The 13,888-nt window shown below is 74.2% G+C and carries 8 protein-coding genes; all 8 read left to right on the forward strand.

Going from position 1 to position 13,888, the window contains the following annotated elements:
• Positions 1 to 165 precede the first annotated feature (165 nt).
• Positions 166 to 1,698: a 3' terminal RNA ribose 2'-O-methyltransferase Hen1 gene (locus OG462_RS32555; RefSeq protein ID WP_406063126.1), complete on the forward strand. Its 1,533-nt coding sequence runs from the start codon at positions 166 to 168 to the stop codon at positions 1,696 to 1,698.
• Positions 1,695 to 4,289 carry a polynucleotide kinase-phosphatase gene (locus OG462_RS32560; RefSeq protein ID WP_406063128.1) on the forward strand — a complete coding sequence of 865 codons (2,595 nt, stop codon included), beginning with the start codon at positions 1,695 to 1,697 and terminating at the stop codon, positions 4,287 to 4,289. The genes OG462_RS32555 and OG462_RS32560 overlap by 4 nt, the downstream gene beginning before the upstream one ends.
• Positions 4,290 to 4,806: 517 nt before the next feature.
• Positions 4,807 to 5,532, forward strand: coding sequence for a Crp/Fnr family transcriptional regulator (locus OG462_RS32565; protein ID WP_406063130.1), 726 nt, complete (start codon positions 4,807 to 4,809; stop codon positions 5,530 to 5,532).
• Positions 5,533 to 5,626: 94 nt separating this feature from the next.
• Positions 5,627 to 6,607 carry a hypothetical protein gene (locus OG462_RS32570; protein ID WP_406063132.1) on the forward strand — a complete coding sequence of 327 codons (981 nt, stop codon included), beginning with the start codon at positions 5,627 to 5,629 and terminating at the stop codon, positions 6,605 to 6,607.
• On the forward strand, positions 6,604 to 9,060 hold the full coding sequence (locus OG462_RS32575; RefSeq protein WP_406063134.1) for a hypothetical protein: 2,457 nt from the start codon (positions 6,604 to 6,606) through the stop codon (positions 9,058 to 9,060). The genes OG462_RS32570 and OG462_RS32575 overlap by 4 nt, the downstream gene beginning before the upstream one ends.
• Positions 9,057 to 10,721, forward strand: a complete 1,665-nt coding sequence (locus tag OG462_RS32580) for a hypothetical protein (RefSeq protein ID WP_406063136.1) — start codon at positions 9,057 to 9,059, stop codon at positions 10,719 to 10,721. The genes OG462_RS32575 and OG462_RS32580 overlap by 4 nt, the downstream gene beginning before the upstream one ends.
• A 254-nt stretch (positions 10,722 to 10,975) precedes the next feature.
• Complete coding sequence (locus tag OG462_RS32585; RefSeq protein WP_406063138.1) at positions 10,976 to 11,464, forward strand: Pycsar system effector family protein; 489 nt, start codon at positions 10,976 to 10,978, stop codon at positions 11,462 to 11,464.
• Between the two features lie 8 nt (positions 11,465 to 11,472).
• On the forward strand, positions 11,473 to 13,884 hold the full coding sequence (locus OG462_RS32590; RefSeq protein WP_406063140.1) for a VWA domain-containing protein: 2,412 nt from the start codon (positions 11,473 to 11,475) through the stop codon (positions 13,882 to 13,884).
• Positions 13,885 to 13,888 lie beyond the last annotated feature (4 nt).

Below are 13,888 nucleotides of genomic sequence, written 5' to 3' on the forward strand. Positions count from 1 at the left end.
CCCGCCGGAGTCCGCCCCGCGTGGCACCCGTGCCCGCCGGAGCCCGGCCCGCGTGGCACCCGTGCCCGCCGGAGCCCGGCCCGCGTGGCACCCGTGCCCGCCGTGGCCCGGCCCGCGGGGGAAAATGCCTGGTCAGGCCGGGAGGGGCGAACCATACTCGGAAGTGTGTTCCTGACGATCAGTACGACCGGCAACCCGGAGCGTCCCGCGACCGATCTCGGCTTTCTGCTGCACAAGCATCCCGAGCGGGCGCAGACGTTCTCGACTTCGCACGGCACGGCGCACGTCCTCTACCCCGAGGCGAGCGCCGAGCGGTGCACGGCGGCACTTCTCCTGGAGGTGGACCCCGTGGCGCTGGTGCGCCGCGGCAAGGGCAAGGGCCGGGGCGGCGCCCCGGACTCCGCGCTCGCCCAGTATGTGAACGACCGGCCCTACGCGGCGTCCTCGCTGCTCGCCGTCGCGCTCGCCAAGGTCTTCAAGACGGCGCTGCACGGCGTCTGCCAGGCGATGCCCGAGCGGGCCGCCGCGCCGCTGCGGCTGCGCGTCGAGGTCCCCGCGGTGCCCGCCCGGGGCGGTGCCGAGCTGGTGCGCAAGCTGTTCGGGCCGCTGGGCTGGGACACGGTGGACGCCGAGCCGGTGGCTCTGGACGGGCAGTTCCCCGAGTGGGGCGACTCCCGCTACGTACGCCTGGTCCTGGAGGGCGAGCTGCGGCTCGCGGACGCCCTCAACCACCTCTACGTCCTGCTGCCCGTGCTCGACGACGCCAAGCACTACTGGGTCGCGCCCGACGAGGTCGACAAGCTGCTGCGCGCCGGTGACGGCTGGCTCGCGGGGCACCCCGAGCGGACGCTGATCACGGCACGCTATCTCTCCCGCCGCCGGGGCCTGACGCGTGAGGCGAGTGAGCGGCTCGAACTGGTGCGGCTCGCCGAGGCCGAGGGGCTGGACGTCGACGACGTCGACAACGCGGTCGACGAGTCGACCGACACCGAGGAACGCCCCGTGCCGCTCGCCGAGCAGCGACGGGAGGCGATCCTCGCCGCCCTGGCCCAGGCCGAGGCGAGCCGGGTTCTCGATCTCGGGTGCGGTCAGGGCCAGTTGGTGCAGGCGCTGCTCAAGGACACCCGTTTCGCGGAGATCGTCGGTGTCGACGTGTCCGTCCGCGCCCTGACCGTGGCCGCGCGCCGGCTGCGGCTGGAGCGGATGGGGGAGCGGCAGGCGGCCCGGGTGAAGCTGCTGCAGGGCTCGCTCGCGTACACGGACAAGCGGCTGACCGGCTACGACGCCGCCGTGCTCAGCGAGGTCATCGAGCACCTGGATCTGCCGAGGCTGCCGGCCCTGGAGTACGCGGTGTTCGGCTCGGCCCGGCCGCGTACGGTCCTCGTGACCACGCCGAACGTGGAGTACAACGTGCGCTGGGAGTCGCTCCCGGCCGGACACGTCCGGCACAGTGACCACCGCTTCGAATGGACCCGGGAGGAGTTCCGGAGCTGGGCGGCCTCGGTCGCCGAGCGGTACGGGTACGGCGTCGGGTTCACCCCCGTCGGCCCGGACGATCCCGAGGTCGGCCCGCCCACCCAGATGGCCGTCTTCACCCGCACCCCGGACGCGGCCGCCGAGAAGACCCGCACCTCGGACGCGGCCGCCGAGAAGACCCGCACCCCCGACCCGACCACAGCGAAGGAGGAACAGGCATGACCACCGAGACCGTGAACCCGGCCGCCACCACCCCGGCCCGCACCCTGCCCGTCACCGACCTGTCCCTCGTGGTGCTCGTCGGCGCCACCGGTTCCGGCAAGTCCACCTTCGCCCGGCGCCACTTCAAGCCCACCGAGATCGTCTCCTCCGACTTCTGCCGGGGGCTCGTCGCCGACGACGAGAACGACCAGTCCGCGAGCAGGGACGCCTTCGACGTCCTCCACTACATCGTGGGCAAGCGCCTCGCGGCGGGGCGGCTGGCCGTCGTCGACGCCACCAACGTGCAGCAGGAGGCGCGGCGTCAGCTCGTACAGCTGGCCCGTTCGTACGACGTGCTGCCCATCGCGATCGTCCTCGACCTGCCCGAGGAGGTGTGCCGCAGCCGGAACGCCGCCCGTCCCGACCGCGCGGACATGCCCGCGCACGTCATCCAGCGCCACCGCCGTGAGCTTCGCCGCTCGCTGCGCGGCCTGGAGCGGGAGGGCTTCCGCAAGGTGCACGTGCTGAAGTCCGTCGAGGAGGTCGACGCGGCCCAGGTCGTTCTGGAGCGCCGCTTCAACGACCTTCGTCACCTCACCGGCCCCTTCGACATCATCGGTGACATCCACGGCTGCCGCTCCGAGCTGGAGACCCTGCTCGCGAAGCTCGGTTACGTCGACGGGCACCACCCCGAGGGACGGACGGCGGTCTTCGTCGGCGACCTCGTCGACCGGGGACCCGACTCGCCGGGCGTTCTGCGCCGGGTGATGGCGATGGTCGCCGCCGGCGACGCCCTGTGCGTCCCCGGCAACCACGAGAACAAGCTGGGCCGCTGGCTCAAGGGCCGCAAGGTCCAGGAGACGCACGGCCTCGCCGAGACCATCGAGCAGTTGGGGCACGAGAGCGAGGAATTCCGGGCCGAGGTCGGGAAGTTCATCGACGGGCTCGTCAGCCACTACGTCCTCGACGGCGGCAACCTCGTCGTCTGCCACGCCGGTCTGCCGGAGAAGTACCACGGCCGGACGTCGGGGCGGGTGCGCTCGCACGCGCTGTACGGGGACACCACCGGCGAGACGGACGAGTTCGGGCTGCCGGTGCGCTACCCGTGGGCGGAGGAGTACCGGGGGCGGGCCACCGTCGTGTACGGCCACACCCCCGTGCCGAACACCTCCTGGATCAACAACACCCTCTGTCTCGACACCGGAGCCGTCTTCGGCGGCAAGATGACCGCGCTGCGCTGGCCGGAGCGCGAACTCGTCGACGTACCGGCCGAGCGCGTCTGGTACGAGCCGACCCGGCCCCTCGCGACCGAGGCGCCCGGCGGACACCAGGGGCGCCCCCTGGACCTGGCGGACGTGCACGGTCGGCGGATCGTGGAGACCCGGCACCTCGGCAACGTCGCCGTACGCGAGGAGAACGCTGCGGCGGCGCTGGAAGTGATGAGCCGGTTCGCGGTCGACCCGCGGCTGCTCACCTATCTGCCGCCGACGATGGCGCCCACCGCCACGTCGAAGGTGGAGGGCTACCTGGAGCACCCGGCCGAGGCCTTCGCCCACTACCGGGCGGACGGTGTCGAGCGGGTCGTGTGCGAGGAGAAGCACATGGGCTCCCGGGCGGTGGCCCTGGTCTGCCGGGACGCCGGGGCGGCCCGTGAGCGCTTCGGCATCGCAGGCGAAGGGGTGACGGGCGCCCTGCACACCCGTACCGGACGGCCCTTCTTCACGGAGTCCATCAGCGGCTCCGCCGCGGTTCCGGCCGCCACCGAGCAGGTCCTCGACCGGCTGCGGACGGCGATCGGCGCTGCCGGGCTCTGGGAGGAGCTCGACACGGACTGGCTGCTGCTCGACGGCGAACTGATGCCGTGGTCGCTCAAGTCGACAGGGCTGCTCCGCGCGCAGTACGCGGCGGTCGGCGCGGCCTCCGGCGCGGTCTTCCCCGGTGCGATCTCCGCGCTCGAACAGGCGGTGGCGCGCGGGGTCGAGGGGATCGACGGGCTGCTCGCGAAGCAGCGGGAGCGGGCGGTGGACGCGGAGGCGTTCACCGAGGCGTACCGCAGGTACTGCTGGCCGACCGAGGGTCTGGAGGGCGTGCGGTTCGCGCCCTTCCAGCTCCTGGCGGCGCGCGGACGCTCGCTCGCGGCCGTGCCGCACGACGAGCAGCTGGCCTGGCTCGACCGGCTGGTCGAGCACGATCCGACCGGGCTGCTCCAGGTCACCCGTCGACTCGTCGTCGACACCGGCGACGAGGCCTCGGTCCGGGCCGGTGTCGACTGGTGGCTGGACATGACCGGCGCCGGCGGCGAGGGCATGGTCGTGAAGCCGCTGGCCGCACTCGTCCGCGATGCCAAGGGTCGCCTCGGCCAGCCGGGCGTCAAGGTGCGTGGCCGGGAGTACCTGCGGATCATCTACGGCCCCGAGTACACCCGTCCGGAGAACCTGGAGCGGCTGCGGCAGCGTTTCCTCGGCCACAAGCGGTCGCTGGCCCTGCGCGAGTACGCGCTCGGCCTCGAAGCCCTCGACCGCCTCGCGGAGGGGGAGCCGCTGTGGCGGGTCCACGAGGCCGTGTTCGCGGTCCTGGCCCTGGAATCGGAGCCGGTGGACCCGCGTCTGTGAGGCCTTGAGGTCCTGATCCACAAGACACCCCCTTGAGGCCGTGAGGCCTTGAGGGGGTGAATCCGTGAAGCCGTGATGCGCCGAGGCCCTCGCGGAGCCCCCCCGATCGGACGGGCGAGGGCTCCGCGAGGGCCTCGACGTGTGTTCGCCCTGCATCCCCGGGCATCGCCATGGCGTCCCCATGGCGCCCCCGGGGCCTCAACAGGGTCTTCGCGGCGGGTTCACTCCGCTTCCGTGAATCCTTCACGTGGTCTTCGGGAGGTTTTCGCGCCGAGGTCGCCCGGCGCTGACGGGGGGCGCAAAGGTGCCGGTCGCGGCGCTACCCTGCGCCCCCTGTGCCCGTTGACGCATTTCTTCCGTACCCTCTAGCGTTCTTCACCCCATGACGTGACGCAGCGTCAATACTGTGACGTGGCAGGTCACTTGAGGTGGGAACACATACGCGAATACGCCGGTCGATCACCGGCGGGCGGTCTTCCCCGGAGGGTCCGAGGGACGGTACGGGGGTGAGCGGGCGGTGAGTCTCTTCGGCCAGGACCGCTCCTTCCTCCACGCCCTCCCGGCGGCCGACCGGCGATCCCTGCTCGCCGAGGGCGCCCGGCGCGTCTACGAACCCGGGGAGGTGATGATCCGCGAACGCGACACCACCGCCTTCGTCCTCGCCCTGCTCTCCGGCTGGTCCGTCGTCTCCGTGGGCACCGAGCGCGGCTCGCGGCTCATCCTCGCCCTCCGGGGCGCCGGCGAGGTCGTCGGCGACCTCGCCGCCGTCGACCGCCGCCCGCGCAGCGCCAGCGTCACCGCGCTCGGCACGGTCGAGGCGGTGGCCATCTCCGGCGACCGGTTCCGGCGCTTCCTCGCCGCCCGGCCGCACGCCACCTCGCTGATCATGCGGCAGCTCGCCACCCGGCTGCGCAGCGCCGACGTCGAGCGTCGTGCGCTCGCCTCGGAGACCGTCCTCCAGCGCCTTGCGGCCCGCCTCGTCGAGCTGGCCGAGCGCGCCGGACGGCGGGCCGACGCCGGGACCGTACTCGAACTTCCGCTGCCCCAGCACGACCTGGCGGCGGCCATCGGAGCAACCCGCGAGGCCGTGGCCAAGGCGCTGCGTCTGCTGCGGGAGCAGGACGTGGTCCGCACCGCGAACCGCACCGTCGTCGTGATCGACATGCGGGTTCTGGTGCTGCTCGCGGAGGGGCGCGCACGCCCCGGCGGAGAACCGGCGGACGAATCTCCGCCGGGTGTGTAAACGGCTACATCGCCGGTCGCGGAACGCGGCCAGTCTGGACACGCACCACCACGGCACCCACAGGCACCGGGGTCGGCACACAGGGAGTCCGAGAGTGAGCAGTGCGGGAGTGAACGGGGAAGTGGGCGGAGAAGTGGGCGGCATCCACCGGTTCGTGGTCTTCGGCGACATCTGCGGCTCCGGGACCCTCGATCTGGCCGAGAAGAAACATCAGCGGGCGGCGATGTACGCCGCCTTCGACGACGCGTACAGCTCCGTCGGCGTCGAGCCCGGCACCTTCCACCAGGAGGACCGGGGGGACGGCATCCTCGCCGCCCTGCGCCCCGACGTGCCCCCGACCCTCATGGTCGGACGGTGGATCGACACGCTGTACGAGAGCCTGCGCGCCCAGAACCAGGGCCGGACGCGGCCGCTGCGGCTGCGGATCGGCATGAACGCGGGGCTCGTGGTCCAGGACCGGCACGGGCTCGTCGGACGCGCGGTGGACCTCGCCGCCCGGCTCTGCGACAGCCCTCCGGCCAAGCGGATCATGAACGAGACACCGGAGATCGACCTCCTGATCGTCGTCTCCGACTGGCTGTACGTGAACGTCGTCGAGGAGGGCGGGCGGTATGTCGAGCCGGACCACTACCGGTCGGCCCGCATCCGGTCCAAGGAGACCGACGAGGCCGCCTGGTTCCACGTACCGCGCAGGCCCGCGCCGCCGCTGATCGGGCCCGACGGGGAGCTGCCGCCCGAGGGGGAGGGGGAGCCGGCGGCCGCGGGGGAGCGGCCGCCGGCGGTGGCGCCACGGACCGGCGTTGGGCCGTCGCGGGGGGACGGCCCAACGCCCCGGTGGATGGGCGGGAACCGGGAGTACCACGTCGGGGGCGACCTGCTCGACGTCCACGGCAACACCATCCACGGCGGCTTCACCGGAATCCGCAAGGACTCCGGTTCCGGTTCCGGTTCCGGTTCCGGTTCCGGATCCGGATCCGGAACCGGTTCGGGTTCTGCTCCGGGTCCGGACTCCGGTTCCAGGACGGATTCCAAGGCGGATTCCAAGGCGGATGCCGGGGCGGGTGAGACGGAGTGAGCGACCAGGACGACGCCGCGCCGCAGAACGACGCCCCGGACGCCGGGCACGGCCACGGCGACCGGTCGGACGCACCGGACCGAGGCGGTGATCGAGGAGGCGACCGGGGCTCCGACCGGGGTTCGGACCGTGGCGGGGACCGCGGTTCCGACCGGGGATCGGACCGCGGTTCCGACCGGGGGGACCGGGACGGCGAGCGCGCCGGCGGGTCCGAGCGGACCGACGGCGCCCCCGAGCAGCCCCGCGAGCCGAGCGTCTTCGAGGCCGCCGACCGGGGGCCCCTCGGCGGCGAGAGCGACACCGGCGGGGCCGCCACGGCACGCCGGGCCGTCCGTACGTGGGCGGGCGCCGCCGCCGACCGTCTCACCACCATCCACGGCGATGGCACCGTCTTCGAGGGCAACCAGATCTTCGCCCTGTACGGCTCCGACCGCACCTCGCACTTCGTCCAGGGGCCCGTCCCGCCCGAGACGCTCGACCACCTCGGCCGGGTGTACTGCGCCACGTCCGGGTACCGGCGCATGCGGGACCGGCTCCGTGACCACCGGGTCCTCGTCCTGTGCGGCGAACCCGGCAGCGGCCGCAAGGCCACCGCGCTCGCCCTCCTCGACGAACTCACCGGCGGCAAGGTGTTCCGCCTCGACCCGCGCCACGGCGTCGACGAGATCACCGAGGAGGCCCTCCAGGAGAGCGGCGGCCACCTCCTGGAACTGCTCACCGAGGACGTGCGCGACGCGGAGGGCGAGTCGCGCGCCGCCCGCGCCGGCCGGGGCGAACACCCCACCGTCGCCCGCCGTCCCGTCACCCGCCTCTCCGAGCTGCACCTGGACCGCTTCGGTGAACTGCTGCGCGGCCGGGACGCGTACGGGGTCGTCCTCGTCGAGAACGGGGAGCTCGCCGACCGGCTGCTGCGCGGCCGGTACGGGATGTACTGCGCGCCGCCACCCGCCGACGAGGTCCTCCACCGTCACCTCTGGAACCAGCTGCGCGCCGAGTCCGACGAGGCCCTCGGTGACGCCCGGGCGCGCGGCGCGCGGCGGGACGTCGTCGACGCCCTCGGTCTGGAGGAACTGCGGCCGCGCGAGGCCGCCCGGCTCGCCGATCACCTCGCCCGGCACTGGCGCGGTGAGGTGACGGACGAGCAACTCCTGGCCGAATGCGCCTCGTTCGTGCGCTCCCAGGCCCGGGAGTGGTTCGCGGGCGCCGACCGTCCGGGCGCGGTCCCCGAGGCCCTCCCGGCCCTGAACGCCGGGGCGTTCCGTATCGCCGTCGCCGTCTTCAACGGCTCCGCGTACAGCCTCGCCGCCGAGGCCGCCGAACTCCTCGCCTGGGAACTCGCGGTCACCCTCGACCCCGAACACCCGCCGGGCCGGCGCCTGTTCGGGACACACGCCGAGCACCGGCCGGTGCAGGCGCGGGCCGTCCTGGAGGACGGCGAGCTGGACCTCGGCCCGGCCAAGGTGCCGGTGCGGGCCGTCCGCTTCCAGGGCGAGGCCCTTGCCGGAGCCGTCCTCGGCGAGATCTGGCACGGCTACCACAACGTCCGTGGCCCGGTGGCCCGCTGGCTGCGCTCGCTGTGCGACGACTCCCGCCCCGAGGTGTGGGTACGGGCCTCCATCGCGGCCGGCGTGCTCTGCTCCTGGGACTGGATCCACGGCTTCCGCGAGCTGGTGGTGCCGCTCGCGGTGACGGACGAGCCGGTCGCCCGGATGGCTGCCGCCACCGCGCTCGCCGAGTCCGCGCGCGATGCGCGCGTCCGGCCCGCCGTCGCCGACGTCCTCAAGAACTGGGCCTCGTCCGACGACGAGATGCTCGTCAGGACCGCCCTGCTCGCCCACGGCTACGTGCTGGCCGCCGGAAGCGTCTCCGGTTCGCTCGACGCCCTCGCCCGGGTCGTCAGGGTGCGCGAGGCGACCGACACCGAGGTCCTCGTGCCCGCCTCCTTCAGCGTGGCGCGGCTGCTCGCCTGCGGCGAACCCGCGCCCGTGCTCCGACGGCTCCGGCAGTGGCTGGAGGACGGCCGGCTCAACCTCGCCAACCTGGTCCACCTCGCCGTCATCCGCACGCTGAGCACCCGGACCACCCATCTGTGGGGGCTGCGGGAGGTCCCCGAGCTCGACAGGCACGCGGCCCGGCCCCTGCTGATCGCCCTGCTCGCGACCCGGCCCGAGCTCGCGGCCGAACTGGCCTCGCTGCTGCGGAGCACCCTCACCACGGCCCGCTCCGGCGAGGCGGCCCTGGAGGCGCTCGGCGGGATGCTCCGGCGGGCCGCGAAGGACCCGGAGTCGCTGGGTCACGCCTGCGCCTTCCTGCCGCGGCTCGCGGTGGACCGCCGTGACCGGGACCGGCTCAGGGGCCTGCTGAACGAACTGGTCCGGGACCGCGACCGGCCCCTGGACAGAGGCGCGGCGCGCCGGATGTGGGATGCCGTGACGGAAGGAGCGAACCGATGACCGGGCCCGAGCAGGACAGGAACGCGCGGCCAGACGACCGGGCGCGCTGGGTCGACCGGGACCGCGACGAGCGGCTCCGTGACCAGCGGGCACGGGACGAGCGGGCACGGGACGGCCGCGACCGGGACGGTCGCGAGCGGCAGCGGCCCGAGGGGCCGCGGGGCGACGGGCCGCGGTACGACGGGCAGAACGGCGGCGGCCGGGACGCCGGTGGTCGCGACGAGGACGAGGACCTGGACATGGACCCGGACGAGGACCTGGACCGAGAGCGGCAGGGGCAGGGGCGGGCGCGCGTACGGGGGCAGGGCGGTCGGTGGAGCGGGGAGGCCGCCGGCGGGTCCGGTTCCGGCGGGCGTCCGCGCGGGCCGCTGATAGGCGAGTACGCGCCCCCGTACCACCGCCGGAGCGGCAAGGTCGCCGCAGTGCTCCTCTACCGCAACGGCGGCCACCGGGTGATCTGGCCGGACCGTACGGAGGACGTGAACAAGCCCATGTTCGGCTCCGCGTACACCATCTTCGAGGTGCAACTCGGGCGCAACGTCACCGAGTTCAGGCTCCAGCTGCCGGCCGCCGGGGACGGTGTCTTCTTCGAGGCCGTCGCCAAGGTCCAGTGGGTGGTGACCGACCCGCACCTCGTCGTCCAGGAACAGGTCGAGGACGTCGCCGAGTTGCTGCACGACGAGCTGCTCGACGGACTGCGCAGGCTCTCCCGGCGGTTCCGGATCACCGAGGCGCAGCGCGCCGACGAGGCCGTCCGGGAGGAACTGAGCGCCGGACGCCTCAGCTTCGGCCGCGACATCGGGCTGCGGACCCGGGTCCTCGTCTTCATCGACCTCGACGACGCCGTCAAGGCCGAGGTCTCCCGCCGGGACAAGGTCGGCGTCACCATGGAGGCCGACGAGCGCGTCGCCGAGGCGGAGCGGCGCAGGGAGGCCGCCGAGCGGGCCCTGGTCGCCGACCGCGCCCGCGAGATGGAGGCCCTCTTCCGGCGCGGCGACCTCGCCCAGATCGCCCACCACATGGCGATGCACCCCGACAAGCAGTGGGAGATCCGCACCCAGCTCCAGCGCGAGCGGCGCGAGAGCCAGGAGGACTACCTGGCCGTCTTCAACCGGCTCCTCGACACCGGGGTCCTCGAACGGCACGACATCGGCGAGCAGATGTACCAGGTGCTCATGTACCTGCGGACGCAGACCGGCACCGTCATCGACGGCATCACCGACCGGGTGCTCAACCCCTCGGGCGGCACCCAGCCGCGCCGCCTCGCCCTGGAGGACGCGGCGCCGGAGCCGAGCCGCCCGGACTGGTACGAGGAGCCGGAGCGCGGGGACGCCCCCGGCGGCCCCCGGGTCTACGAGCCGACCCGCGTCGAGTCCGGCTCCGAGCGGGAACGCGAGCGGGGCAGGGCGCGCGAGCGGGACCGCGACGGCGACCACCGGGACCGGGACCGCGCCCGGTCGCGGGACCGCCACGACGAGGGCTTCGACGACGGTCCCGACCGGTACGAGGACGGGGACCCGTACGGGCGGAGCGACGCGTACGAGCGGAACGACCGGTACGACCGCGACGACCCCTACGACAGCGAACGGCGCGACCGCGCCCGGCGTCCCGCCCGCCCGGCGCGCCCCAGCTCCGACTTCGACGACTGGGACGACGCATGACCACCGCCCCGGGGCGTGGGCAGGACCCGACGCCGGCACCGACGACGCCGGACCCGGTGCCGGACCCCGTGCCGGACCCGGCCCTGGGGGCTGGGCCTGCGCCCGACCCGGCCCGATCCGCCGCGCCTGTGCCTGCGCCCGACCCAGTCCGATCCGCCGCGCCTGCGCCTGCGCCCGACCCAGTCCGATCCGCCGCGCCTGCGCCCGCGCCCGACCCAGTCCGAACCGCCGCGTCGGGGACCGCGCCCGCCCGTGTGCCCACGCCCACCCCCGTACCCGCCGAAGAGCTCAGGTTCATGGCCGAGCGGCTGCTCGCCACCGTCCGTGAGGACATCGGCCGGGCCGACACCAAGGCCGCGATCCTGCTCTCCGGCGCCCTCGCCTTCCTCGCGGTCGTCTTCTCCGGGGACCGCGCCCCGTTGCCCGACTCCGGACCCGGGCTCGTCCTCCTGCTCGTGGCGGGCGCGCTCTGGACGGCCGGTGTCCTGATGCTCGTCTCGGTGGTCCTGCCCCGCACGCGTATAGGGGCCGACCGCACGTTCCTGCGCGAGCTGACGGCCGGGCCGTCGGAGTCCGCGCTGCGCGAGCGGCTCGCCGCGCCCGGCGCGGACGCCACCGGCTGGCTCCTCGAACAGGCCAGCGTGCACGGCCTCGTGCTCGCGGCGAAGTACCGGTGGCTGCGCCTGGGCGTGTCCGCGCTCGCGCTCGGCGCCCTCCTGGCCCTCTTCAGCGAACTGTGGTGAGAGAGAACATGCAGTGGTCCAACAAGGGGGGCGTCCTGCTCCTCGCCGGTGCGCTCCTCGCGCTCTCCGGCCCGCTCGCGGCGACCACCGCCGCGGGCGTGCCCGGGGCGCGGGCAGTCCCCCATACCGTCGCCGACCCCGTCGAAGGGCCCGACCCCCTCGACTTCGCCGTCGTCGTCGACCAGTCGGCGAGCCTCGCCGACAAGGATCTGGCACGCGAGACCGAGGCGGCGGGGCTGCTCGTCCAGGGCGAGATATCGGAGCGCTCCCGGGCCACCGTCATCGGCTTCGGCAGTTCGGAGAAGCGCGGCCAGTCGCCCGTACGCGACGTCTGCCCCCTCATTGGGGCCGACGCGGCGGGACGTGAGCGACTCAGCGACTGCGTCCAGGAGCTGGGGCGCCGCGACACCGCCCGGATGGGTCCGGGCACCGACTTCCCCGCGGCGATCCGCCAGGCCGTCACCCGCCTCGTCGGAGCAGGAGCAGGAGCAGGAGCAGGATCCGGGTCCGGGGCAGGATCCGGGGCCAAGAAGCCCGTCACCCCCAAGGTCGTCTTCCTGCTGACCGACGGCAAGCTCGACGTCGCCGACAGCCCCGAGTACGGCACCGACCGGGAGAGCCGCCAGTCCAACGGGGAGAAGCGCCTCACCGAGGAACTCACCCGCGCCCGGGCCGCCGGCGTCCAGATCTGGCCCCTCGGCTTCGGCAGCGAGATCGACCGCGCCGCCCTCACCGCGATGGCCGAGGGCGGCTACCGCGGCGCCTGCTCCGAGATCCCCGGCTCCGCCCCGCGCATGCGGGTCGTCGGCACCTCCGCCGAGATCGACAAGGCGCTCCAGGAGACCTTCGCCGCCGCCCGCTGCGCCCGGATCGCGCACGGCACGGTCGGCAAGCCGCCCGCCGACCTGACCGTCACCATCCCGCCCATCGCCACCGACGGTTCCCTCACGGTCGCCAAGCACGACCCGAAGGTGCAGGTCACGTACTTCGACCCGGCAGGCCGCAAGGTGCCCGTCCGGGGCGACTTCGACGGCTCCACCTTCGAGGTGAGCGGACAGAACGGCCCGGTCGAGGCGCTGCGGGTGAAGAACCCGCTGCCGGGCGCCTGGCGGGTGCACATCGAGGCGCCGGAGGGCCATCGCGACCGCGAGGTCGCCGTCCGGGCGATCTGGCAGGGCCGGCTGCGCTCCGCCGTCGTCCTCGACCCGGCGTCCCCGCGCGCCGGGGAGCAGATGAAGGTCGAGGTGCAGATGCAGACCCGGCGCGGGGTCGTCATCACCGACCCGCGCCAGCTGGCCGGTCTCTCGGTCGCGGCCGACCTGAGCGGCGAGGGGTTCGAGCCCGTCAGCCTCCGGCTCGCGGACGACGGGAAGGCCCCCGACGCCAAGGCCGGCGACGTGCGGTTCACCGGCACGCTCACCGTGCCCGCCGGGGCCACCGGCGCCCTGGAGCTCGTCACCCGGATGGAGGCGCCCGGGATCACCTCCGACCGGCGCCCGCTGCACGCCTTCGTCGCCAAGGGTGCCCCGCTCGTGACCGCCGCCGTCACCGTGGACGGTGACACCGTGTACCCCGGTGCGACCGTGCACGGCACCCTCGACGTCACCAACAACGACTCCGCACCGCACACCCTGCGGCTCGCCCTCGCGGACCAGACCCCGGGGGCCGAACTCGCCGTCACCCCGGCGACCGTCGCGGCCCCGCCGAACAGCAGCACCCGGATCCCCTTCACCGTCACCGTCGGCAAGGGCACGCCCTTCGGTGAACTCGGCGGCCAGGTCACCGTCGTGGACACCGGGGACGGCGACCGCCCCCTGCGCGGCGCCTTCCTGAACGTCCGCGTGGTCGAGCCGCCGACCTGGTGGGAGCGCTGGTGGAAGGTCGTGGCCGGCGGGGCCGCCGCAGTCCTCCTCGCCGGCGCCTTCGTCGGCATCCGGCTCGTGGCCCGGCGCCGTCGCCGCGACCTCACCGGCGTCACGCTCGAACTCTGCGAGGAAGGGCGGACGCTCGACTCGCTGACGGTCCGGCGCGGGCAGAGCCCCGGCGGCACCTTCGCCTTCGCCGTCGACGAACCGTACGGGGCGCCGGCCACCCTCCGCCGCGTCCCCGGCGGCGGCTCCACCGCCCATGTGCTGCGCCGCACCGGCGCGGGTGAGCTGCTGCTGCGCCCCCGGGGCGGCGCGCAGGTCCCCGTGAGGACCGGCGAGCCGACCGGGCTCGGCGACCACGAGCTGGTCGTACGGGGCGGCCGCCCGGCACCGACCGGCGGTCTGGGCACGCCGTGGTCCCGGCGCCCCCGCCGGACCGCCCCCCGCGCCACGGGTGGCGGCACGGGCGATACGGGCACGGGTTCCGGCCCCCTCACCGGAGCGGGCCCGGACGGCTCGCCCGGCGCGGCCGACTTCGACGACAACTTCTGAACGG

The sequence above is a fragment of the Streptomyces sp. NBC_01077 genome, assembly GCF_045162855.1.
GTDB lineage: Bacteria > Actinomycetota > Actinomycetes > Streptomycetales > Streptomycetaceae > Streptomyces.

Excerpts from the sequence above, each read along its gene's own strand:
- OG462_RS32590 (WP_406063140.1), top strand. The coding sequence starts at position 11,473 with ATGCAGTGGTCCAACAAGGGGGGCGTCCTGCTCCTCGCCGGTGCGCTC.
- OG462_RS32580 (WP_406063136.1), top strand. The coding sequence starts at position 9,057 with ATGACCGGGCCCGAGCAGGACAGGAACGCGCGGCCAGACGACCGGGCG.
- OG462_RS32560 (WP_406063128.1), top strand. The coding sequence starts at position 1,695 with ATGACCACCGAGACCGTGAACCCGGCCGCCACCACCCCGGCCCGCACC.